18 protein-coding genes and 1 tRNA gene are annotated in these 24,550 nt (G+C 59.7%); 14 read left to right on the forward strand and 5 right to left on the reverse strand.

Features of this window, described 5'->3' with window-relative positions:
• Positions 1-22: 22 nt before the first annotated feature.
• Entirely contained in the window at positions 23-571 is a 549-nt protein-coding gene (locus ACYBHZ_RS06420; RefSeq protein WP_460273431.1) for an NADPH-dependent FMN reductase, read from the reverse strand.
• A 672-nt stretch (positions 572-1,243) separates the two neighbouring features.
• On the opposite strand from ACYBHZ_RS06420, the gene ACYBHZ_RS06425 reads away from it, so the two are divergent.
• From ACYBHZ_RS06425 to ACYBHZ_RS06460, 8 genes are all read left to right on the forward strand, one after another.
• A complete protein-coding gene (locus tag ACYBHZ_RS06425) occupies positions 1,244-4,234 on the forward strand; it encodes an Rne/Rng family ribonuclease (protein ID WP_460273432.1) in 2,991 nt (996 codons plus the stop codon).
• 138 nt (positions 4,235-4,372) lie between these two features.
• A complete protein-coding gene (locus ACYBHZ_RS06430; protein ID WP_460273433.1) occupies positions 4,373-5,125 on the forward strand; it encodes a cytochrome c biogenesis CcdA family protein in 753 nt (250 codons plus the stop codon).
• Positions 5,126-5,185: 60 nt separating this feature from the next.
• Complete coding sequence (locus tag ACYBHZ_RS06435) at positions 5,186-6,412, forward strand: hypothetical protein (protein ID WP_460273434.1); 1,227 nt, start codon at positions 5,186-5,188, stop codon at positions 6,410-6,412.
• Positions 6,409-7,758, forward strand: a complete 1,350-nt coding sequence (locus ACYBHZ_RS06440; protein WP_460273435.1) for a cytochrome P450 — start codon at positions 6,409-6,411, stop codon at positions 7,756-7,758. The genes ACYBHZ_RS06435 and ACYBHZ_RS06440 overlap by 4 nt, the downstream gene beginning before the upstream one ends.
• Before the next feature lie 150 nt (positions 7,759-7,908).
• Positions 7,909-8,955 (forward strand): cysteine synthase A, encoded by a 1,047-nt coding sequence (locus ACYBHZ_RS06445; RefSeq protein ID WP_460273436.1) that lies wholly within the window; start codon positions 7,909-7,911, stop codon positions 8,953-8,955.
• The gene (locus ACYBHZ_RS06450) at positions 8,952-11,426 is read left to right on the forward strand and encodes a DUF3772 domain-containing protein (RefSeq protein WP_460273437.1); all 2,475 of its coding nucleotides are present in this window, start codon (positions 8,952-8,954) and stop codon (positions 11,424-11,426) included. Before ACYBHZ_RS06445 ends, ACYBHZ_RS06450 begins: the two co-directional genes overlap by 4 nt.
• Positions 11,423-12,139: an alanyl-tRNA editing protein gene (locus ACYBHZ_RS06455; RefSeq protein WP_460273438.1), complete on the forward strand. Its 717-nt coding sequence runs from the start codon at positions 11,423-11,425 to the stop codon at positions 12,137-12,139. Before ACYBHZ_RS06450 ends, ACYBHZ_RS06455 begins: the two co-directional genes overlap by 4 nt.
• A 229-nt stretch (positions 12,140-12,368) precedes the next feature.
• Positions 12,369-12,458, forward strand: a tRNA-Ser gene (locus tag ACYBHZ_RS06460).
• 394 nt (positions 12,459-12,852) lie between these two features.
• Here the strand turns inward: ACYBHZ_RS06460 and ACYBHZ_RS06465 are convergent.
• Positions 12,853-13,737 (reverse strand): dihydrodipicolinate synthase family protein, encoded by an 885-nt coding sequence (locus ACYBHZ_RS06465; protein ID WP_460273439.1) that lies wholly within the window; start codon positions 13,735-13,737, stop codon positions 12,853-12,855.
• 3 nt (positions 13,738-13,740) lie between these two features.
• Entirely contained in the window at positions 13,741-14,715 is a 975-nt protein-coding gene (gene pdxA, locus ACYBHZ_RS06470; protein WP_460273440.1) for a 4-hydroxythreonine-4-phosphate dehydrogenase PdxA, read from the reverse strand.
• A gap of 178 nt (positions 14,716-14,893) precedes the next feature.
• Between pdxA and ACYBHZ_RS06475 the strand changes: the two genes are divergently transcribed.
• Positions 14,894-15,928, forward strand: a complete 1,035-nt coding sequence (locus ACYBHZ_RS06475) for a four-carbon acid sugar kinase family protein (protein ID WP_460273441.1) — start codon at positions 14,894-14,896, stop codon at positions 15,926-15,928.
• 7 nt (positions 15,929-15,935) lie between these two features.
• Complete coding sequence (locus ACYBHZ_RS06480; RefSeq protein WP_460273442.1) at positions 15,936-16,670, forward strand: FadR/GntR family transcriptional regulator; 735 nt, start codon at positions 15,936-15,938, stop codon at positions 16,668-16,670.
• Positions 16,671-16,864: 194 nt separating this feature from the next.
• Here the strand turns inward: ACYBHZ_RS06480 and ACYBHZ_RS06485 are convergent, their stop codons facing one another.
• A complete protein-coding gene (locus ACYBHZ_RS06485) occupies positions 16,865-17,989 on the reverse strand; it encodes an iron-containing alcohol dehydrogenase (RefSeq protein ID WP_460273443.1) in 1,125 nt (374 codons plus the stop codon).
• Positions 17,990-18,001: 12 nt separating this feature from the next.
• Positions 18,002-19,177 (reverse strand): sialidase family protein, encoded by a 1,176-nt coding sequence (locus ACYBHZ_RS06490; RefSeq protein ID WP_460273444.1) that lies wholly within the window; start codon positions 19,175-19,177, stop codon positions 18,002-18,004.
• A gap of 323 nt (positions 19,178-19,500) precedes the next feature.
• Between ACYBHZ_RS06490 and ACYBHZ_RS06495 the strand changes: the two genes are divergently transcribed.
• The 4 genes from ACYBHZ_RS06495 (at position 19,501) to ACYBHZ_RS06510 (ending at position 24,548) form a co-directional block, all read left to right on the forward strand.
• Entirely contained in the window at positions 19,501-20,997 is a 1,497-nt protein-coding gene (locus ACYBHZ_RS06495; RefSeq protein ID WP_460273445.1) for an ABC transporter substrate-binding protein, read from the forward strand.
• Positions 20,998-21,066: 69 nt separating this feature from the next.
• Complete coding sequence (locus ACYBHZ_RS06500) at positions 21,067-21,981, forward strand: ABC transporter permease (RefSeq protein WP_460273446.1); 915 nt, start codon at positions 21,067-21,069, stop codon at positions 21,979-21,981.
• Positions 21,982-21,991: 10 nt separating this feature from the next.
• Positions 21,992-22,933, forward strand: a complete 942-nt coding sequence (locus ACYBHZ_RS06505; RefSeq protein WP_460273447.1) for an ABC transporter permease — start codon at positions 21,992-21,994, stop codon at positions 22,931-22,933.
• Positions 22,926-24,548: an ABC transporter ATP-binding protein gene (locus tag ACYBHZ_RS06510; protein WP_460273448.1), complete on the forward strand. Its 1,623-nt coding sequence runs from the start codon at positions 22,926-22,928 to the stop codon at positions 24,546-24,548. The genes ACYBHZ_RS06505 and ACYBHZ_RS06510 overlap by 8 nt, the downstream gene beginning before the upstream one ends.
• The last annotated feature ends 2 nt before the right edge of the window (positions 24,549-24,550 follow it).

Genomic DNA, 24,550 nt, shown 5'->3' on the forward strand with positions numbered 1-24,550 from the left:
GGGATCGGAGGGAGAGCTATGCTCAGGCGTGGTCTTCAACCCATTTTGCGAAGGCGGCCATATAGGTGGTGAGGAAGTCCTCAGTGCCTTCGGTGATGATCTTGCCGTCCTCGTCGAACATGTTCCACAGGTTGCCGATATAGGCTTCTGGCTGCTGCATGGCGGGCATGTTCAGGAACACCAGCGGTTGACGCAGGTGGTGGTTGGCGCCGAAGCCGCCGATGCCGGAGGGGCTTGCGGTCACGATGGCGGCGGGTTTGCCGGCCCATGCGCTTTCACCATAGGGGCGCGAGCCCACGTCGAGGGCGTTTTTGATCGCTGCGGGCATAGAGCGGTTATATTCCGGTGTCACGAACAGCACACCGTCGGCAGCTTTGATCTCCTCGCGGAAGCGCGTCCAGCTTGCGGGCGGGGTGTCGGTGTCGAGGTCTTCGTTGAAGAACGGCAGGTCGCCGATCTGAACGAAGTCGAATTCCATGCCTTCCGGGGCAAGTTTTGTCAGGGCTTTGGCGAGTTTCAGAGTATAAGAGTCTTTGCGGAGCGAGCCGACCAGAAGAGCGATACGGGTCATGATGTGTCCTTTCGGGTTGCGCAGAGTTCTGCGCTTTTATGTGAATTTCGATATATAATTTATCACTTATGATCGAATATGCACATGAAACTTGTGTGCAGAGGCACAGAGACCCTCTGTCGCCCTGCACAGAGCTCAAGGTGGCTCACGAAAGAGTGCTTTAACCAATTTGCTTTAATTTTGACGCTATATGGGCGTTTGAAGCGGGTTTGGCCGCGAAAAACGCGTTTCCATGCATTTGCGTGTTGTCTAAAGGCAGATGCATCACTACTGATATAAAGACGCAGGTCCGGATGACGCCCAAGATGTCCCGGAAACCGCGTGACACAGATTCGCTGCATGCGTGTGTTGGAATCCGGGAATTCCCGTCGCTTCCCCGCAGAGCAGACCGATACCGCCAGACGGCATGACAAAACCGTCGGCACGAACCGCCCGAAGCCACGTTCTCGAGGTCATAGGGATTTAAATGGGCGCAAGGGCTTGGGATATATCCCGTCTGATGCGCCGGAGAAGAACCGCGATGCAACGCGCAGAGGCAAGATCAGAGCACAGAGCGGGCGCCAGCGCCCCCGCCGTCTTGCCCGCACTGCACGCCCCAAGACATCACCCGGAAAACAGCGCCGCGTCCCGCAGGGGAGGTGCGCCCGTTTCGGGTGCCGGAAGACAAATTCAATGGCAAAGAAAATGCTCATCGACGCCACCCACGCGGAGGAAACCCGCGTCGTGGTGGTCGACGGAAACAAGGTCGAGGAATTCGACTTTGAATCGGAAAACAAACGCCAGCTTGCTGGCAACATCTATCTTGCAAAAGTAACACGGGTCGAGCCGTCGCTTCAGGCGGCTTTCGTGGATTACGGCGGAAACCGTCACGGTTTCCTCGCCTTCTCCGAGATTCACCCGGATTACTACCAGATCCCGCTGGCCGACCGTGAGGCGCTGCTGGCTGAGGAAATGGAATATGCCAAGGCGCAGGAAGAGGAAGAAGAAAAGCCGAAACGGTCCCGCCGTTCGCGCTCGCGTTCCCGTTCCAAGCCGAAGGCCGAGACCAAGGCAGAAGAGGTAAAATCCTCCGACGCGATCGAGACCAAAGAAGTGTCGATCGCGGACGATGCGGCTTCGGACGCACCGTCTTCTGTTGCAGGTATGGATGTGATCGAGCCGGAAGGCTCCGAGGCTGATGCGCTGATCTCTGACGAGGCTGCGCCGGTCGAGGAGGGCACGTCGCCCGCGTTCACCGTTCAGGACACCCCGGTCGAAGAACCGGAAGATGCCCCGGAACAGACTGAAGAAGCGGCTCAAACCGAAGAGACCAAGGCGGAAGCGCCGGTCGCTGAGGTCGCGGCTGAGACGGAAGAAGCCGAGACTGCGGAGCCTGACGAGGCAACCGAGACCACGTCTGAGGACAGCTCCGACGCGGAGGATGAAGACGCGTCTGACGACGAAGATGATGACTCTGATGACGACGCGGACAACGCGTCTGAGACCGATGACAGCATCGAAAGCGTCGCCGACGATGACACCACCGAGGAAATTCGCCCGAAGCGCAAACCGCGTCCGCGCAAATACAAAATCCAGGAAGTCGTCAAAGTCCGCCAGATCATGCTGGTGCAGGTCGTCAAGGAAGAGCGCGGCAACAAGGGCGCGGCTCTGACCACCTACCTGTCGCTCGCCGGGCGTTACTGCGTGTTGATGCCGAACACCGCGCGCGGTGGTGGTATCTCCCGCAAGATCACCAATGCCGCAGACCGCAAGAAACTCAAAGAGATCGCAGGCGAGCTTGAAGTGCCGCAGGGCGCTGGCCTGATCATCCGCACGGCGGGCGCACAGCGCACCAAGACGGAGATCAAGCGCGACTACGACTACCTCAAACGCATGTGGGAACAGATCCGCGAGCTGACGCTGAAATCTGTGGCCCCGGCGAAAATCTATGAGGAAGGCGACCTGATCAAACGGTCGATCCGCGATCTGTATTCCAAGGACATCGACGAGGTGATCGTCGAGGGTGTCGAGGGCTATCGCGAGGCCAAGGACTTCATGAAAATGATCATGCCGTCCCATGCCAAGAACGTGAAACCCTACGGGGACCAACTGCCGCTGTTCGCGCGCTATCAGGTGGAAAGCTACCTCGCCGGGATGTTCAACCCGGTGGTGCAGCTCAAGTCCGGCGGTTACATCGTGATCGACGTGACCGAAGCTCTGGTGGCCGTTGACGTGAACTCCGGTCGCGCCACGAAAGAAGGCTCGATCGAGGAGACCGCGCTCAAGACCAACCTTGAGGCCGCCGAAGAGGTCGCCCGTCAGGCGCGTCTGCGCGACCTTGCTGGTCTGATCGTCATCGACTTCATCGACATGGAAGAGCGCCGGAACAACACGGCGGTTGAGAAACGTCTGAAAGACAAACTCAAAACCGACCGCGCGCGCATTCAGGTGGGCCGGATTTCCGGTTTCGGTCTGATGGAAATGTCGCGCCAGCGTCTGCGTCCGGGCATGCTTGAGGCCACGACCCAGCCCTGTCCGCATTGTCACGGCACGGGTCTGATCCGCTCCGACGACAACATGGCTCTGACCATTCTGCGCCAGCTGGAAGAAGAGGGCACGCGCAAGCGCTCCCGCGAGGTTCTGCTCAAAGCGCCGGTGGCCATCGTCAACTACCTGATGAACATGAAGCGCGAAAAGATCGCCCAGATCGAAGCGCGCTATGGCATGGCCATTCGGATCGAGGCCGATCCGTTCCTGATCTCCCCGGACTTCTCCATGGAGCGGTTCAAAACCGCCACCCGTGTGGTGCCGGAACCGAGTGCGACCGTGATTTCCGCGTCTGCCGATCTGATGGCGGATTACGAGGAAGAGATCGAGGAAGAGGCCGAGGATCAGGTCGAAGAAGAAGCCAAAGTGGTCGAAGAGGCCGCGGAGGACGAACAGAAGCCGAAGAAACGTCGCCGCCGCCGTCGTCGTCGCAAGAAGAGCGATCAGACGGACGGTCAGGACTCGAATGGCGAGGACAACTCGGAGGGCGATGCCGAAGAGACGTCCGAGACCGGCGAAGAGGCTCCGGCAGAGCAAGGTGAAACCCCGTCGGAAGATGCGGCTACTGCGGCCACTGAGACGGTCGAAGAGGCTCCGGCTGAACCTGTAGAGGCGGAAGCGAAACCGAAACCGAAGCGCAAGCGTCGGACCAAGGCGGAGATCGAGGCGGACAAGGCTGCGAAAGCGGCGGCTGAGGCCGAGGGCACTGCCACGGAAGAAAAGCCGAAGCCGAAGCGCAAGCGTCGGACCAAGGCTGAGATCGAAGCGGACAAAGCTGCGAAAGCGGCGGCTGAAGCCGAAGCTGCTTCCGCTGCGGATGCTCCGGCAGAGGCTCCGGTCGAAGCCCCGGTCGAGGCGCAGGACGCATCGGTTGAAGACGCGCCTGTTGTTGCCGAGGCCGCGCCGGAAGCGGTCGTGGAGGCTGCGCCCGAGCCGGTTTCAGAGGTCGCCCCTGTTGCTGAGGAGGTGACGCCCGTGGTCGAGGAGACGCAAGAGGTTGTCCCGTCGACGGATGTGCCTGCCGAGGTCGTGTCAGAAGCGGCACCTGAGGTCTCCTCCGAGCCGCAGATGGCGGAGGCTGACGAAGCGGCTACGGAAGACGACAAACCGAAGCGCCGAGGCTGGTGGAGCCGCTGAGCGGTTTGAAATTTGAATTCAGAACGGCCGGGACTTTCCCGGCCGTTTTCATGTCTGACATATGATCCAACGCGAATGTGAGGCGCCGCGACAAAGGAGGCGCTAGGCGCGGCGCTGGTTTTCTGGCATGAGGCTGTCATGTTTGGAATTGATCTGTTCGACGCAACGCTCCTGCCTTCGATGCTCGTGGCTCTTGCCGCGGGCATGGTGTCCTTTTTGAGCCCCTGTGTGCTGCCCATCGTGCCGCCCTATCTCGCCTATATGTCCGGGATTTCCATGGGTGAACTGACGGGTGGCGGCAAAGGCTCTCGCAAGGCGATCCTGCCCGCGCTGATGTTTGTGCTTGGGCTCTCGACGGTCTTCCTGTTCATGGGGTTCACGGCTTCGGCCTTCGGGATGTTTTTTCTGAAAAACCAAGTGCTTTTCGCCCGTATCTCAGGTGTCGTGATCATCATTCTCGGCCTTCATTTCCTGTCGGTCTTCCGCATTCCGATCCTCGACCGCGAGGCGCGGCTGGACGCGGGCGACAAGGGCGGCACGGCTTTTGGCGCCTATATTCTCGGCCTTGCCTTTGCCTTCGGTTGGACGCCTTGCATCGGGCCGCAGCTTGGCGCGATCCTGTCTATGGCGGCCTCTGAGGCCTCCGTGTCGCGCGGCACCACTCTGCTTGCGACCTATGCCATCGGGCTTGGCCTGCCGTTCCTTCTGTCGGCGATTTTCATCACCCGCGCAGTCGGACTGATGAACCGTCTCAAACGCCACATGGGCCTGATAGAGAAGATCATGGGCGGGCTGTTGTTGCTCGTTGGCCTTCTGATGGTCACGGGGGCCTTCTCGCGCCTGTCTTACTGGCTTTTGGAAACCTTCCCGGCGCTCAGCCAACTCGGTTAAAAGGGCTTAATTTCGCCTGAAACCCACGTTAGTGTTCCGAAAACATTAGAGGTTTTCGGTATGAGCGAGCAGGGTAGACAGGTCACACGGCGCCGGGTGTTCTACATCCCGGGCTATGACCCCATTCCGCCGCGCCGTTACCGTGAGCTTTACCGCAAGGAAGGCGCGGCACAGGCGGAGATTTCCGGCTATTCCCTGAGCTTATCCGCGAAACAGGGGCGCAATTTCGGCTGGACGGTTGAAAGCGAGATCGACGGAAGCAAGATCCATAGCGACATCGACGTGCTGGTCTGGTCCGACATCGTGCAGGAGAGCATGGAGGCGGGGATTTTCCGCACCTACCTGATCCTTGCGCGCACCGCATGGACCTATATCTCGACCGGCGCGCTGTTTCGCTTGATGAAGCTCCGGCGCGGCCCGGTGATCGCGGCGCTGTATCCGATTGGCGTACTCTTGGCGCAGCTTATGATTGCGCTTGTTCTGTTGTGGCTCGTGACGGCCATCGGCGGACTGTTTGGTACGCTTGGCCATTGGATCGGGCTCGCCCTTGGTCTTGTCTCGGCCTATCTGTTGCTGTCGTGGTTCAAGGCCAAGGACGGCAAGGTCTTCGCCTATTACCTGATGCACGATTACGGCTTCTCGGCGCGCTGGCGCGGAGCGGATCCGCCCGTGCTGAAGGAACGCATCGCGGTGTTTCGGGAGCAGATTTCTGAAGCACTGCGCGGGGATTGGGACGAAGTTCTCATCGTCGGCCATAGCTCCGGCGCGCATCTGGGCATTCAAATCCTGTCTGACCTGATCCGTCGCGGGGAGCTGATCTCCAACGGGCCGGTGTTGTCCTTTCTCTCGCTCGGGCAGGTCGTTCCAATGGTGTCCTACCTGCCAGAGGCCAAGACCCTGCGCCGCGATCTGGCCTATCTCTCTGCGCGCGATGAGATTTTCTGGCTCGATGTGACGGCGCCGGGCGATCCGTGTTCTTTCGCGCTCTGCGATCCGATCAAAGTGTCGGGCGTCGCGCCGGAAGACCAGAAGTGGCCGCTGGTGATCTCAGCCGCCTTTACCCAGACGCTCAGCCCGGAAAAACAGGCGACGATGAAGCGGCGCTTTTTCCGGCGGCATTTCCAATATCTCTGCGCCTTTGATCAGCCGGAGAGCTACGACTATTTCAAGATCACGGCGGGCGACCAGACCTTGGCGACCCGGTTCCATGATCATCTGCCGAGCCCCTCGCGCATCGACGTGGCGGCGAATAAATTCAAGGACATGGCAGAGGAGGGTGCGTCATGATCCCGCCCAAACCAAAGTCGCGGCCCGAGAAAACCTCCCTGCGCAATTACGTTAAACTGTTCCGCAAGGATATCCTCTCGGCGCAACCCGAAAAGCTCTACCGCGCGTGGATGGCGGAATATAAAACGCCGTTCTTTCGCAGCTTTCTGGTCAATCAGCCCTCTCTGGTCAAACGCGTGCTCAATGAGGAGCCGATGGCGTTCCCCAAGTCCGGGCGGGTGGCGGAGGGGCTGCGGCCCTTGCTCGGCAATTCGGTGTTTCTCACCAATGGCGAGACATGGTTGAAACAGCGTCGGATCATCGACCCGGCCTTTGAAGGCGGGCGGCTCAAGGACACGTTTCCGGCGATGTTGGAGGCGGGGCAAACGCTCGTGTCCCGGCTGGCCGGGCAGGACGCGCCGTTTGATATTGAGCCCTATGCCTCCGAAGGGGCGGCGGATGTGATTTTCCGGACGTTGTTTTCGATCCCGATCACCCATGAGACCGCCTCGAAAGTGTTTGAGGAGTTTCAGGGCTATCAGCGCGCGCAGCCGATCCTCAATATCGCGGCCTTCATTCCGCTGCCGAACTGGTTGCCGCGGTTTCACCGCAAGCGCACGCGGGAGGGTGCCAAGGCGATCCGCAAGCTGATCACCGACCTGACCGCGCAGCGGATGGCGGAGATCGAGGCGGGGCAGGCCCCCGACGATCTGGCGACGAAGATCATGACCACGGCGGACCCGGTGACGGGGGATCGGTTTGATACCGAAGAGATGGTCGATCAGGTGGCGATCTTCTTTCTGGCGGGGCACGAGACCTCTGCGACGGCACTTGGCTGGGCGCTTTGGCTTTTGGCCGCGAACCCGGAGATACAGGAGCGCGCGGCGGCGGAGGCCATGAGCCTGCCTGAGCAGCCGAGTTTCTCCGATCTCTCGAAACTCCGCTTCATCAAGGATGTGTTTCGCGAAACGCTGCGGCTCTATCCGCCGGTGCCGATGATGGTGCGTGAGGCGAAATGTCCGGTGCAGTTTCGGGCGCGCCATGTGCCGAAAGGGGCGCAGATCGTGCTGTCGCCCTGGCATCTCGGGCGGCATCAGATTTTCTGGGAGAACCCCGACGCCTTCGATCCCGACCGGTTCAAGACCGAGAATGGCAAGGACTGCTTGCGCGATGCCTATATTCCGTTCTCTTCCGGGCCGCGCGTTTGCACCGGAGCAGGCTTTGCGATGGTCGAGGGGCCGTTGTTTCTGGCGTTGATTCTACGGGCTTTTTGCCTTGAAACGACCCCGGAAAAGACGCCCGTGCCGGTGGCGCATCTCACTGTGCGCTCAAAAGATGGCATCTGGCTGAAACTCACGCCGCGCTGAACGTCCGAGGGAGCGGGGCGGATCGTAAACGTGCGTTCCGGTATTTTTCGAAAAACCGGAACGGCGTTCCTCTCTGTCTGGCGCTGTCTTGAGTTCGCGGGATGTGCGTCCTACACATTCAGGGACTGCGAGATTTAAAGGACGACGAAAATGTCTGCGCCCAGCCCCATTAAACGCGATATGATCGACAGCATTGGCAACACGCCCCTGATCCGGCTCAAAGGCCCGTCGGAAGCGACCGGCTGTGAGATCTACGGCAAGGCGGAATTCATGAACCCCGGCCAGTCGGTCAAGGACCGCGCGGCGCTGTTCATCATTCAGGATGCGCTCAAGAAGGGCACGTTGAAACCCGGCGGGACCATCGTCGAGGGCACGGCGGGCAATACGGGCATCGGTCTGGCGCTTGTGGGCTCTGCTCTTGGGTTCCGCACCGTGATCGTCATTCCCGAGACCCAGTCTCAGGAAAAGAAAGACATGATCCGTCTGGCGGGCGCGGAGCTGGTTCAGGTGCCGGCAGCGCCCTATAAGAACCCGAACAACTACGTGCGCTACTCGGAGCGTCTCGCCAAGGAACTGGCGAAGACCGATCCGAATGGCGTGATCTGGGCCAATCAGTTCGACAACACGGCGAACCGTCAGGCGCATATCGAGACCACCGGTCCGGAAATCTGGGAACAGACCGGCGGCAAGGTCGATGGTTTCATCTGTGCGGTTGGCTCTGGCGGGACACTTGCTGGGACCGGCATGGCGCTTCAGCCCAAGGGTGTGAAAATCGGTCTCGCGGACCCGATGGGCGCGGCGCTCTACAGCTATTACACCACGGGCGAGCTGAAATCCGAGGGCGGCTCGATCACCGAAGGCATCGGTCAGGGTCGGATCACCGCCAACCTCGAAGGGTTCACCCCTGATTTCTCTTATCAAATCCCGGATGAGGAAGCACTTCCGGTGGTGTTCGATTTGCTTGAACACGAAGGCCTCTGCGTTGGCGGCTCGTCGGGCATCAACGTCGCGGGCGCCATGCGTATGGCGCGCGAGATGGGGCCGGGGCACACCATCGTCACAATCCTGTGCGACTACGGCACGCGCTATCAGTCGAAGCTGTTCAACCCGGACTTCCTCAAGGAGAAACAACTTCCTGTGCCCGAATGGCTTGACCGTGGACCGCGCGCTCTGCCTGACGTATATGAAGGTGCATGATAGCGCAGTTTCTTGCCCGCCTCCTTCTGATCCTGTGTCTCGCGCTGCCGCTCGCCGTCAGCGCGCAGGACAGCGTCGCACCTGATTATATGCAATGGGAAAAGGTGGCCTCCTCTGCGGAGACCACCATCCAAAGCAGCGATACGGCCAACACCGTGTTGGAGCAGCTGCGCGAGAGCCTGACGGTTTGGCGCGCCTCTTTTCTGACAGCGGAAGACACCAATTCGGCGCGGATCGACACGTTGCAGGCGCAGATTGATGCGCTTGGCGATCCGCCTGCGGAAGGCGAGACCGAGAGCGCGGAGATCGCGCAGCGCCGCAAGGAACTCAACAGCCAGCTGGAGACCGCGCAAGCGCCGGTCAAAACCGCCGAAGAGGCCTATACCCGCGCCAACGGGCTGATCTCCGAGATTGACAGTGTTTTGAGCGAGCGTCAGGCCGATGCTCTGATGGAGCTTGGTCCAAGCCCTCTCAATCCGACGCTCTGGCCCGCTGCGCTGAAATCCTTGGCCAAAACGGGCGTCTCGGCCTGGACTGCGGTTGCGGACAATCTGGCCTCCGAGACGGGGCGGGCCGGGCTGAAAACCAATGCGGGGACATTGGTGATCTATCTGCTCATTGCGATTGTTCTGGTCAGCCGGGGGGGGCATTGGTCGGAACAGATGACGGGCTTTGTCCGCAGTCGTGTACCGGGGGCAGCCGGGCAGGGCGTCAGCGGCTTCATCGCCTCTTTGAGTCAAATTCTCGTGCCTCTGATGGGGCTTGTCGCGATCACCGAGGCGGCACGGGTGTCCGGACTTCTTGGGCCGCGCGGCGATGTGATCTTCCGCGCCATTCCGCTTATGGGGCTTGGCTATTTCGTGTCGCGCTGGATCGTGGGCCGTTTGCTCTATCCGACCGGAAGCGCCGAGCCGCTTTTCGATCTATCGACCCCGCGCCGCTATGAGGCGACTGCGATGGCGACTCTTGCGGGCGTGATGGTGGCGCTGGACGGCAGCCTGCGGCATCTGGGTGAGATCGACAATTATTCCGTAGCCAGCACGGCGGTTCTGAACTTCCCGCTGATCGCGATCACTGCGGCAGCGCTGTTCCGGCTGGCGCAAATCCTGAAAAACACCACGCCCCATGCGATCAGCGAAGGCGAGGCGACGGCGGATGTGCCTGAGCAGGGGTTTGCGAGCCTTATCACCCGTTCGGTGTCGCGCGCGGTCATTCTCGCCTCCGTTGCCGGGCTGTTGCTGGGGGCGGTGGGCTATATGTCGGCGGCCAAAGGGCTTATTTTCCCGGTGGTCAAATCGCTCGCGCTCATGGGGCTTTTGGCCTCTTTGTCACGCTTCGCAAATGATCTCTATGCGCTTCTGACCCGCCGCCACGATGGAGACCGCGAAGCGCTTGCACCGGTCTTGCTGACCTTCGCGCTGATTATCGGCTCGGTGCCGCTGTTTGCGCTGATCTGGGGCGTGCGCGAGGATCGGCTCTGGGAAATCTGGGCGCAGATGCGGGACGGCTATTCGCTGGGTGGGGTGCAAATCTCGGTCGGTGATATACTCATGCTCATCGTGGTCTTCGCCATGGGGTTCGGCGCTACGCGGCTGTTCAAAGCGGCGCTGCGCACGGCGATCCTGCCGAAGACCCGCCTCGATAAGGGCGGTCAGAATGCGGTGATTTCTGGCGCGGGCTATGTCGGGATTTTCATTTCCGCGATTGTGGCCGTCACCGCAGCCGGCATTGACCTTTCGGCGCTGGCGATTGTCGCGGGTGCGCTGTCGGTCGGGATCGGTTTTGGTCTCCAAAATATTGTGCAGAATTTTGTCTCTGGCATCATCCTTTTGATCGAACGACCGATTTCCGAAGGCGACTGGATCGATGTCGGTGGCGGCCAAATGGGGATCGTCAAGGATATCTCCGTGCGCTCCACGCGGGTCGAGACCTTTGACAAGACAGATCTGATCGTGCCGAACGCCGATCTGATTTCCAATCAGGTGACCAACTACACGCGCGGCAACCTGATCGGGCGGGTGATCATTCCCGTAGGCGTCGCCTATGGCTCCGACACGCGCAAGGTCGAGGCGATCCTGCGCGAGATTGCCGAAGATCAACCGATGATCACGGTCAATCCAAAGCCGCAGGTGTTGTTCCTGAATTTCGGCGCGGATTCTCTCGAATTTGAAATCCGCGCGATCCTGCGCGACGTGACCTATATTCTCGCGGTGAAAAACGACATCAACCACGCCATTGCCAAACGATTTGGCGAGGAAGGGATCGAGATTCCCTTCGCGCAACGTGATATCTGGCTGCGCAACCCCGAGGCGCTGCAACCGCAGCCCTGGCCAGATGCGACGCCGCCCGTGCCGCTCTCTCAGGAGCCTGAAACGCGTTCGCAGACTGCCGAGCCGGAACGGACGATGATTGAAGCCTCCGATCTTGGTGACATTGACGGCGAAGGTGAAGGCGATGGGGAAAGCTCATGACCGAGCCGCTGTTTCGCGAGGACGCTTATCTTCAGGACGCGTCGGGGCGCGTTGTCGACCACACGCCAGAGGGCGGTGTCATCTTGGATCAGACGATCTTCTACCCGACGGGTGGCGGTCAGCCGGGCGATAGCGGCTGGCTCGATTGGGATGGGGGCACGCTGACCATCGCCACGACCGTGAAGGGGGCAGTGCAGGAGATTATCCTCGTCCCCGCCGACCCCACGCCCTTGCCGCCCATCGGCAGTGAAGTGACGCAGAGGCTCGATTGGATGCGGCGGCATCGCCATATGCGCGTTCATACGGCGCTGCATCTCTTGTCCGTGGTCATTCCTCTGCCTGTGACGGGCGGTTCCATCGGCTCTGAAAAAGGGCGTCTCGATTTCAAGATGGACACCCCGCCGGAAGACAAAGCGGCGCTTGAAACGGCGCTCAATGCATTGATCGAACGGGATCTTGTGGTCTCGCCGGATTGGATCAGCGATGAGGAACTTCTGGCCAACCCGGCGATTGTGAAGACCATGTCGGTCATGCCGCCGACCGGGCAGGGCCGGGTCCGTCTCGTGCGCATCGGGTGGGGGGAGGATCAGGTCGATCTGCAACCCTGCGGTGGCACTCATGTCGCGCGCACCTCCGAGATCGGGCGCATTCGGTTCGGTAAGGTCGAGAAGAAGGGGCGAGACAATCGCCGCGTGACGATTCATCTCGACTAAAGCGTTTTTCAAAAATCTGAACTGCTGCCGCCTTTGAGGCGGGCAGCATGATGCGCGCGATGCGGTGCCGTTTTCCGATCCGCCTCTATCAGATGAAACGGGAAAGGCGCGAAAACCCTGTGGAAAAAGGGCTCTGCGGCGGAGGCTGGAATGGCACCGTCAAAAAACATTCATTTTCTTCAAAAGAGGGGGTTGCATCCCCCTTATCACCTCCACTATAGACGGCCTCGGACAGGTGGCCGAGTGGTCGAAGGCGCACGCCTGGAAAGTGTGTAGGCGGGGAACCGTCTCGAGGGTTCGAATCCCTTCCTGTCCGCCACTACCCCTAATCATCAAAATGAAAACAATAGCTTAGAGCGTCAGCGTTCTACGAATTGTGCCGCAAATTGTGAACCGTTTCCGGGTCATGTTTCCGGTTGCGAAGCTCTGTCTGGACCTGAGGCGTTGAACTTCCCTGAGCAATGCGCAGCCCAAGTCATCGGGAGCTTCGTGCGCAGGAGCTTCTCCGGTGTGAGATCGACCGGGAGCGCGCCGGAGAGCATGGTCTGCTGAATGCGTTGCGCCCTGCAAGGTCTTTTTCCTTACAGGGCAATTAAGTGTAACCACCTAAAGGGGGCGCGCCGAGTAAGCGCGCCGCGAGCTGATTTTAGGGTGCCGTCCGTGCCGATGTCCAGGCTGAGACTGATCCGGACGGGTATGACGCTCCTGTGGTTTTATCGACCGAATTTTTTCAGGATGGCGTCGATCTCCGCGTCCTGCGCTGGGTTGGGCAAGAGAGCGGGCTGGCGCGAGGCGCCGACGGAGGGATCACGCAGATAGAGCGCGCGTTTGACCAAAGCTGGCGGGAAGCCAAGCTTGTAGAGATCGGTGCGGAAGGCCGTATAAATTTCCTGCGCTGCCGCCGCGCCCGCTTCATCTCCGGCATTCACAGCTGAGACGATTTGAGCAAGCACATCCGGCAGCACGTTTCCAAGCCCGGAAATGCATCCTTTTGCCCCATTTGTCAGAGACCAGTGCACCAGTTGATCCGGGCCGGAGTAGACGTCAAAGCCGTCAATCTCGCGCCCGACAGCCATATAGGCCTCCAACGTGTCCTGTGCGCCGCCGGAATCCTTGATCCCGGCGATGTTTCCGTGGCTTGCAAGGGCGCGCGCAGTCTCCGGTTCGATGTGGTTTTGGGTCCTGGCCGGGATGTCGTACAGATAGATCGGCGTTTCGACGGCATCCGCGACAGAGGTAAAATGCCGGATCAGGCCGTCCTGCGTACAGGCGATGAAGAATGGTGTGATGACGGCAATCCCGTCGACACCAATCCTGTCAAATTCGCGGGCGAGGAGAATGGTCTCAAACGTGGCGGGCATGCCCGCGTTGACGATCACTTTGGCTTTGCCGCCGACCTCGTCCACGACCTCGCCGCACAGGCGGACTTTCTCATCGTAGGTGAGGGCGGAGAAATCGCCATTCGTGCCCGCACACATGATGTTATTGCCCGCGTCGATCTGGCGGCGGACCTGCGCGCGGGTGGCCTCAAAATTGATGGTCTCGTCGTCGTTGAAGCAGGTAACAAGCGCGACGAAAGCTTCTTTTTGATTGCTCATGGCTCAGATCCTTTTGGCGGCGGCCATTTTGGCCGCGTAGTCGAGGGCACAGAGCATATTGTCATGCTTTGCAATGCCGGTGCCTGCGATGTCGAAGGCGGTCCCGTGATCGACGGAGCAACGGTCAATCGGCAAGCCGAGCGACACATTCACCGCCGTATCAAAGGCGACGAGCTTTATCGGGATGTGACCCTGATCGTGGTACTGCGCGATCACCAGATCAAAGGCACCCTGATAGGCACGGTGATAGACGGTGTCCGCAGAAATCGGGCCCTGAATGTCGATCCCTTCGGCGCGGGCCGCCTCAACTGCGGGCGCGATGTTCACGTCATCCTCATCGCCGAACAATCCGTTCTCACCGCAATGCGGGTTGATCCCGGCAACGGCAATGCGCGGTGCCTCAAGCCCCATGCGTTTGAGGTGCTTGTGACCCGTGCGGATGGTTTCCAGAACCCGCTCTGTCGTCGCGCGGGTGATCGCGTCTTTGAGTGAGACATGGGTCGAAACGTGGACGACGTTCAGTCGCTCAGACGCCAGAAGCATCCAGGAGGATTTTGACCCCGTGAGATTCGCAAGCATGCCCGTGTGTCCATCATAGTGATGCCCTGCTGCGTTCAACGCCTCTTTGTTGATGGGGGCCGTCACAATGCAGGCGGCCTGTCCGCCCATGGTCATTGCGACGGCCCGTTCGATATAGCGAAACGAGGCTTCACCACAGGCTGGCGACAGGACGCCGAACGTGTCGGGAAGGCCCTCGACAGGCACATGCGCGACACGAATGCCATCTCCGTCGTCATCGGGCGACAGGATCGGAAGCGATACGCCGCAAACTTTCCGGGCGCGTTCCATCGTGTCGCGATCGCCAATGACGATGGTTTGGGCGCGCATGTTTGCATCGCGACCTGCGAGGGCTTTGACCGTCACCTCCGCTCCGACGCCGGAGGGGTCTCCCATGGTGATGACAACTGGTTCGCTCATTTTCGCTCCTCCTCGGAATGGCGATCTTGCGACACTAAATAACCTATAGGTAAATATGTTTCAATAACTTGGCGATGTCTTGATATAATTTAAGCTTAACCATCTAAATTATAATTAGATTATCATTCGTGTTTTCGTGTATGCTGCGTAGTAACATGTGTAGAATTGGTAAAATATCATGACGGAAACGCTAATCTTGGCGGATGATTTGACTGGTGCTCTCGACTCGGCGGTCGGCTTTGCGGATGCGCGGCACAAGGTTGTCGTGGCGCGAAGCCCTGCGGCCGTGCCGGAGGTGCTCGCGATGGCGCCAGATGTTTTGGCTGTGAATACCGCCAGTCGCGAAATCGCACCGGGTGAAGCGGCAGCGCGCGTCATTGCGGCGCTGGAGGCGGTGTCGCCAACAGCTTTCAAAACAGTGATGAAAAAGGTCGATTCTCGATTAAAGGGCAATGTCGCCGCCGAGACAGCTGCGATGGCGGCTTGGTGCAGGGCGGCGCGCGCGATTGCATGTCCCGCAATTCCCGAAATGGGCCGGCGGGTCGAGGCGGGGGCACTGGTTGGAGAGGGGGTTGCGGTGCCGATCCCTGTTGCGGCCTGTTTCGAAGGTCCGGTCGAGGTGCACGATTGTGAGGCGGATGTCGAACTTGACCGTCTTGTCGGAGGAGTTGATGGACCCGTCCTTTGGATCGGTGCGCGGGGACTTTCCTTTGCGCTGGCGCGACGCGCGGGGGTCGAAGCTCCAGGTCGGGCAAGTCTTCGGGCGCCTTTGATGATCGCCAACGGATCTCGGGACCCTGTAACGTGCGCGCAGATTGCTGCTTTGCCGTCTGAGATTGCTGTGCTGGAGGCTCCCGATGGGCGCGCCCCGGAGGTGGATATTCGCGAAGGTCCGCTCGTTCTCTCGATCTCTGATGGTGGTGGGGCCGTGACGGGGCAGGAGGCTGCGCGCCGTTTTGCCGAGAGCGTGGTGCGTTATGCGGAGCGCATGAGGCCCGCGGCTTTGCTCGTTTGCGGGGGGGAAACTGCGCAAGCGATACTGGACCGGCTGGGGGTAAACAGTTTACAAGTGACTGCCGAGTTGCGGCCGGGCTTGCCGCTGTGTGAGGTGCAGGTGAGTTGGGGTAAAATGCAGATCGCCACGAAGTCGGGCGGTTTTGGTGTGCCGGATCTGTTGGCCGGGCTTGTTGCAGAAACACATAACTGCCGGTGAGGGAAAAATGGACCAGAAAAACCCAGATAATACGTCCTCTAGGAGTTCTCGGCCGCCTCTCTCGGAAAAGGTCTACACTGCCCTGAAAAATCGCATCACCCGTGGAGATTACGGTGCGAATGAGAAGCTCCCTGCGGAAAAGGATCTCTCCGGTCAATTTGGAGTGTCGCGCCCGGTGTTGCGCGTTGCGTTAGAGCAGTTGCGCGAGGAGGGGTTGATTGTCTCCCGTCAGGGCGCCGGCAATTTCGTGCGCGTCAAGCGGGAACCGGCGCTCGGATACACACCGGTCGAAACCATCGCGGACATCCAGCGCTGTTATGAATTCCGCCTGACTGTTGAGGTTGATGCCGCCGGGCTCGCCGCGCAACGGCGCAATGACGAGAGCCTGAATGAGATGGTGCGCGCGCTGGATCTGTTGTCCGATGCGACGGGCTCGCGGCTGCACCGTGAGGATGCGGATTTTACCTTTCATCTCGCGATCGCACGGGCTTCGAACAATCAATATTACGCCGAGACGCTCAAGGCGCTGCGCGACCATGTTTATGTCGGAATGAAGATGCACGGGGATGCGCTCATGTCGGATGGGGCGGCAGCGCTTGAGCATGTTCTGGGCGAGCATCGCGGAATTTACGAAGCGATCCGGGATCGCGATGCGGAGCGCGCGCGTGATGTCATGCGCGCCCATATTATCCACTCGCGCGAGCGCTTGTTTGGTGGTGGGATGCTTGATCTGTCGATGTGAATGTTGTGGGGACCATCGACAATGGGCTGAAAGCGTTTTTCGTTTGATTTGAGACGGGTTGAGTGGAAAACTTTGCTATACTGCATTGATATTACCGTGTTTCTCAAGTCGAGTATCTCAGTTTTTTGAGAAACACTTTAACGGAAAAGCGCGCCTGAGCAGGGCGCGCTTTTGTTTTCGCGAGGCTGGGGTGGTCAGAATGCGTCGCGGTAGATGGCGTGAACCTGATCGACGCTCATGTCGCGTGGATTGTTGTCCATCAGGCGTCGAATTGCGTGAGCTTCCTCGGCCCAGACGCCAAGATCGGCCGCGTTTGCGCCATGCGCTTTGAGATGCATTTCGATCCCGAGATCGCGACAGAATTCAAACGCCGCTGCTTTGAGCGCGTCCTGGCTGCCTGCATTCCTGAGGCCGAGCGCGTTTGCCACTTCGGCGGATTTTTCTGGCGCGACGGGTTGGTTGAAGGCCAGCACGTGCGGGAAGATGATCGCGTTGGCCAGCCCGTGCGGCAGGGAGAGCCGTGTGCCGAGCGGGTAGGCGAGCGCGTGACCCGCCGCTGTGTTGACCGGTCCGAGGCAAATGCCGCCATAGTAGGAGGCCAGCATCATGCCCGCGCGCGCTTCGCTGTCAGAACCGTCCTCAACGGCGCGCTTGAGGTATTTTCCGACGAGACCAAAGCCCATGCGGGCATAGCCGTCGATCAAGTCGTGTGACTTGATATTGGTGAAGGCCTCGACGCAATGCGCCATCGCATCCACGCCGGTCGCAGCGGTCACTGCGGATGGTACGGAATAGGTGAGTTCCGGATCGAGTACGGCGAGATCGGCGATCAGATGCGGGCTCTCGACGGCAAGTTTTGATTTCGTCTCCGGGTCTGTAACAAGCGCACGAATGCCTGCCTCGGATCCGGTCCCGGCTGTGGTTGCGACCTGAACAAGGGGGGTGTTGCGTCCGGCGACCTTGTTCGGTCCGACCACATCGATGAGCGTCTGGGAGCTGTTCCAGAGTGCCGCAACCAGTTTTGCGATGTCGAGCACCGATCCGCCACCAAGGCCGACGATGAGGTCGGGGTCGTGGGCGCGTGCCTGTGCGAGCACCTCTTCAAATGCGGGCAGGTCCGGTTCGGGCGGCACGTTGTCGATCACCAGAATGTCGCCCGATAAGGCGAGGCGTTCGACATATTGCGCGGTCGGGCCAGAGGCGATGACGAGCGGTCTCTTGGTAAATTCAGCCCATTCCCCCACTTTGGCGGCGGCTCCAGCGCCGATTTCGAGGCGCTTGGGTTGATGGATGGTGATGAGGCGATCCATAGTAGGCATGAGGCGCTCCTTTTAAACGGTTTTGGCGACGAGGTTGGCCACGGTGTCGGCGCTCAGGCGCACGTGCCGGATGGCGCGGCGGTAGAGCGTGTAGGCAATATCCAACCCGCCATCCTCACGCGGCAGCAGGACGGGGTAGGAGAGTTCCTTGTTGTGGCCGTCGATGGAATTGTTCGACAGGCAGGTGCCTGAACTCGTTTCAACGGTGTAGCGGACCGGAAAGGTTTTCCCGCCATCCGCCGAGAGGCACAGCGCGAGTGGAGCGCGCTCGACACCCCAGATGGGATGGCAGCCTTCGCCTTCAGGGCGGTCGTCGTTCTCTTCGAGTTCATCGTAGAGGGACGCGCGGCGGGATGAGGATTCTGCCGCCGAGATTGGGTTGCATACCACGCCGAGGACGGTGTCGGTGAGGGGGGCGACGCCGATGGAGCTGTTGTTGTTCGGGATATCCGTCGGGGCGGGCGCGCTCCAGTTCCGTCCGCCGTCATGGCTTTCGGAGCGGTGAACATAGTCCGACTGGCGGCGGCGATAGAAGGCGGCCATGTCGTCCCCGCCAAGCGAAACGGGGGTCATGTGAACGGCACCCGGAGAGTTGGGAACACCTGTCACCGTCCAGCTGTCGCCGTTATCCATGCTCACGGCGATGGCGGCTGTGTCAAAGGCTCCGGTCCAGCGGATGCCTTCGCGCGGGTTGCAGCGGAAGAGGGGGAGAACCCAGGCACCGTCCTCCCGAACAAACGGGCGGGCGCGGATGAAAGTGCCGTTCGGCAGGCCGATGTCACGTTTTGCGCCGGAGGTGAGGCGGTCGCCCGCGCGCATCACCGGGCGGATGTACACGCGCGATTCATCCTGATTTCCAGCGGGTTGCGCCGTGTTGAAGAGCCAGATGTTGCCGTCCGGTGCGGTAAAGAGGACAGGGTTTTGCTCCGAGCGATCAGGGTCATCTGTCAGGCGTGCGACAGGGCCCCATTGCGAGGTGCCTTCGTCCAGAATTGTCGCGTAGATTGAGATGTCGGATTTGCCTTCGAGTGTGCCGCCAAACCAAGCGCAGGCCAGCGCCCCATCGGGCAGGCGCGCCAAAAACGCAGCATGATTCTGGATCGTGTCCGCAGGGAGAATCGCCCAAGCGCCGTCGGGACGCGGCGACAGTATTCCATCCATGTTTTCAGCGATTTCTTCCGGCGTCATGGGGGCTCCTCCTTTGGTGGTCTGGCTGACAAGTGATCAGATTAGTATACAACTTGTCAAGTTTGGAGGGGATGTCAGCAATTGAAACGGGTGATGAAGTTTTGAGTTGGTGAAAATAAGTATAAATAAAACAATATCCAAAGTGAATTTATGAAATCTGAAAAATTGAGTATTTGACTTTGGTTTTCAACTTTACCAATATTGGTGGTGCGTCCATCATGCTGGGAGGCGATGGCGTAACGAGGCGCGAAAAGCGCCCACAAGTGAACGAGCGTGGGAGCGCTCTGCAGTTTTGGGAAGCATTCAGCTTTCAGGGAGGAAATATGAAACAGACAACACTTCTTGCGGGGGTGCTGCTCGCGACCTCAGCTTTGAGCCCGGCTTTTGCGCAGGATTCCAGCGTGACCATTGTCCTCGGCGAAGAGCCTGATCTCGTCGAACCCTGCATGGCTACGCGCTCCAACATTGGTCGCATCGTCCTTGGAAACATCAGCGAAACCCTGACCGAGCTTGATGTGCGCGGTGATGAGGGCCTAAAGCCGCGTCTGGCTGAAAGCTGGGAGTTGGTGGATGACACCACTTGGCGTTTCCATTTGCGTGAGGGCGTGACCTTCTCGGATGGCACTGCGTTCGACGCTGCCGATGTGAAGCATTCTTTCGAGCGCGCAGGCAGCGACCAGATCACCTGTGAAATCTCGCGTTATTACGAAGGCATCTCGATCACGCCGAGCGTGGTTGATGATCTGACCATCGACTTCAAGACCGATCCGGCCCAGCCGATCCTGCCGCTTCTCTTGTCTCTTCTGACAATCGTGCCATCTGAGACGCCGATCGAATTCACCCGTGAGCCGGTGGGCACTGGGCCCTATGTCCTGTCCAACTGGGAACCGGGCCAGAGCATTACGCTTGAGCGGCGTGACGATTACTGGGGGGAGCAGCCCGCAGTGACCACGGCCACCTATGCCTTCCGGTCTGATCCGTCTGTGCGTGCGGCAATGGTGCAAACCGGCGAAGCAGACATTGCGCCCTCGATTTCCGCGATTGATGCAACGACCGATATGGACCGGTCCTATCCGAACTCGGAGACCACCTACCTGCGGATCGACCACGGCGTGGCACCGCTCGACGACAAGCGGGTGCGTGAGGCGCTGAACCTCGGGATCGACCGTGAGGCATTCGTCGGCACGATCCTCGCCGATGGCACCCAGATCGCAACGGCAATCAACGTGCCGACGACACTCGGTTGGAACCCAGACACCAAGGCCTGGGCCTATGATCCGGACCGCGCAAAGGCGCTGTTGGAAGAGGCCAAAGCGGATGGTGCGCCGGTTGACACGGAAATCCTGCTCGTGGGGCGTACTGCCAACTTCCCCGGCGCCACTGAAACCTATGAGGCGATCCAGTCCATGCTTTCCGAGGTTGGGTTCAATATCCGTCTGCAAATGGTCGAAGTGGCCGAGCACGAACAATACTACTCGAAGCCCTACGTTCAGGACCAGCCGATCCTCGTCGGCGCCCAGCATGACAACTCGCGGGGCGATCCGGTCTTCTCGATGTACTTCAAATACCACTCCGATGGCCGTCAAGCGGGTATCGCAGATGCCAAAGCCGATGATCTGATCGAACGTGCGACGGCTGCGACCGGTGACGAGCGTGTCGCGCTTTGGTCCGAACTGTTCGGTTACCTGCATGACGATCTCGTCGCGGATGTGCTTTTGTTCCACATGGTGGGCCATGCCCGCGTGGGTGAAAATGTCGACTTCACCCCGACCATCGCGACCAACAGCCAGCTTCAGCTTGCCGAAATCGGTCTGAAGTAAGCCCTACCTCCCGGAACACGCGCGGGGCATGTGTCTCGTGCGTGTTTCGAACCTCTGACGGAGAGTTCCATGAAAAAGATGCTGGGAAAACGGGCTGTGTCGAGCTTTGTCTCGCTGATGGTCCTGATCGTCCTCGTGTTCTTCCTCTCGCGCCTGACAGGTGATCCTGCCGCACTCTATCTGCCGGTGGATGCCTCTGAGGCGATGCGGGAGAATTTCCGAGAAATCCACGGGCTGAACGACCCGGTGCTTGTTCAATTCGGTCGCTACCTCTCCGATCTCGTCCAACTCGATTTCGGCGACAGTCTGCGCAAGGCGCGACCTGCGATCGATGTGGTTCTCGAGTCATTTGTCTGGACGCTTCAGCTTGCCCTGATCACCATGGCGCTTGTGACTGTTGCGGCGATCATCGTCGGCTCCATTGCGGCTTTCAATGTTGGACGTCCCTTTGACCGCTTTGCCTCCGTGCTGTCCCTGATCGGGGCCTCCGCGCCGGATTTCTGGATCGCCATTGTCGGTATCGTCCTGTTCTCTGTGAGCTTCGGGTGGTTGCCAACCTCTGGCACGGGGACGGTGTGGCACTGGATCCTGCCGATCTGCGTGCTCTTCATCCGCCCGTTCGGCTTGATCCTGCAAATCGTGCGCGGCTCCATGATCAATGCGCTTGGATCGCCCTATGTCAAAACCGCACGTGCAAAAGGGGTGAAGAACCGTCCTGTGATCTTCGTGCACACGCTGCGGAACGCGATGCTTCCGGTGATCACGGTGATCGGGGACCAAGCTGCGGCGCTCTTGAACGGTGCCGTCGTTGTCGAAACGATCTTCGGGTTCCCCGGTGTGGGCAAACTGATGATCGACTCGATCCTCCAGCGTGATTTCAATGTGATCCTTGCCGCCATCATGGTGACGGCCATCGCAATCTTTATCATGAACATCCTGATCGACATTGCCTATGCGCTGCTCGATCCGCGTATCCGGGCCTGAGGAGGGACTGATGAGCGGGACCCCCACCGATAACACCGTCGCAATGCCCGTCACAGCGCCAAAAGGCGCGACCGGACTACGGCGCCTTATCAGAATGCTCTGGGCCGACAAGCTCGCCTCTATAGCGATCCTGTTTTTGTTGGTTGTGCTAATGTCCGCTGTCTTCGGGCCGATGTTTCTCGAAGATATGGCTGCAAAAACCAATCTGAGGGCACGCAATGCGCCACCTTTTGAGCTGACGCGCGGTTTTTTCTACATCCTCGGTGGAGATGCCCTCGGGCGTCCGCTGCTCGCGCGGATCATCGTGGCGTCTCAAAACACCATGGTGATTGCGGCGGGGGCTGTTCTCGGCTCTCTCGTTGTCGGATCGACCCTTGGATTGATTGCGGGCTATGCCGGACGCTGGACCGGAGAGGTGATCATGCGGCTGGCCGATGTGATCATGTCTTTCCCGTCGCTGCTCCTCGCCGTGATCGTGCTTTATATGTTGGAGCCGTCGATCGGGAACCTCGTGTTGGTACTCGCGATCACGCGCATCCCGATCTATCTGCGGACGACCCGCGCCGAAGTGCTCGAAGTCCGGAAACGGATGTTCGTGCAGGCCGCAAAGGTCATGGGGGCGTCGAACCGCCGGATCGTGTTCAAACACATCCTGCCGGTGATCCTGCCCACGCTTCTGACCATCGCGACGCTCGATTTCGCTTTTGTCATGCTGGCGGAGTCCGCACTCTCATTCCTCGGGATCGGCATTCAGGCACCGGAGATCACATGGGGTCTCATGGTGAGCCAGGGCCGACAGTATCTCACAAACGCATGGTGGCTCGCGTTCTGGCCTGGTCTGGCGATCATTTTGACCACGATGTCGCTGAACCTGTTGTCGAGCTGGATGCGCGTCGCGCTCAATCCGACACAACGCTGGCGTCTCGAAATCGGAGGGAAAAAGAATGGCTGATCATCTTCTCGAAGTCCGTGACCTCTCTGTCCGCTTTCATACCGCCAATGGTCTCGTCAATGCAGTGAACGGCATTTCCTGGCATCTCGACCGTGGCGAAACCCTCGCTATTCTTGGTGAAAGCGGATCGGGGAAATCGGTTTCTGCTTCAGCAATCATGAACCTGATCGACATGCCGCCGGGCGAGATCACGAGCGGGGAAATCCTTTTTGATGGTCAGGACTTGCTGAAAGCCTCCGAAGAGGACCGACGCCGTCTCAATGGCAAACGGATTTCGATGATTTTCCAAGACCCTCTGGGACATCTAAATCCGGTCTATCCGGTCGGCTGGCAAATCGCGGAAACCGCGATGGCGCACGGGCGTTCCAAGGCAGAGGCCTACGAGCGTGCGCTGCAGTTGATGGAACGGGTGGGCATCCCTGACGCCAAGGCATCGATGGGAAAATACCCGCATGAGTTCTCCGGCGGTCAGCGTCAACGCTTGATGATCGCCATGGCCTTGGTGCTCAAGCCCGATATCCTGATCGCCGACGAACCCACGACGGCTCTCGACGTGACGGTTCAAGCCGAAGTTCTCTCCCTGCTGGAAGAGTTGCAGGAAGAGACCGGAATGGGGCTGTTGCTCATCACCCATGATCTCGGGGTTGTGGCCGAAGCGGCCGACCGCGCCGTGGTGATGGAAGGCGGGCGGATCGTCGAAAGCGGCACGCCGCGAGACCTCTACCATAACGCACAGCATCCCTATACGCGCAAACTTCTTGCCGCCGCGCCGGGAAAGGGCGAGATGCGGGACGGGTTTCAAACGGCCGCTCCAATTCTTGAGGTTCGCAATCTCAAAAAGTCCTACGGCGCATTCAATGCGCTCAAGGGCGCGAATTTCGATCTATATGCGGGTGAAACGCTGGCGGTGGTCGGTGAGTCCGGCTCCGGTAAGTCTACGATTGCGCGGCTGATGCTCCGTCTGGAAGAGGCCAGTGGTGGAACTGTGGCATGGAGGGGCGAGGATATTCTCAAGAAATCCCCAAAAGAGATGGGCAAACTGCGCCGTCAGTTGCAGATGGTGTTCCAAGATCCGACCCAGTCCCTCAATCCGCATATGTCCGTGTATGACATCATTTCCGAGGCATGGGTGATCCATCCCGACATCCTGCCAAAATCAAAATGGCGCGCCCGCGTCGAGGAACTGCTCGAACAGGTCGGGCTTCAGGCCAATCACGCGCTGCGCTATCCGCACCAATTCTCCGGCGGACAGCGTCAAAGGATCGCGATTGCGCGGGCGCTGGCGCTCGAACCCGATCTGATCATCTGTGATGAGGCGGTCTCCGCGCTCGACGTTTCCATTCAGGCGCAGGTGATCGCGCTTTTGGGCGAGCTGCGCGACCGCCTTGGCATTGCCTTTATCTTCATTGCCCATGACTTGCCGGTGGTGCGCGATTTTGCGGATCGTGTGCTCGTTATGAAGCGTGGCGAAATCGTGGAACAGGGAGCAGTGCGCCAGATTTTCGAGGCCCCAAAACAAGGCTACACGCAACGGCTTCTGGCGGCGGGTCTCGATTCTGATCCTGATGTTCAGGCCGAGCGCCGCCGCGCACGTCTGGCTCTTGCGGACGCCTGAGA

Source organism: Celeribacter sp. ULVN23_4 (assembly GCF_054788345.1).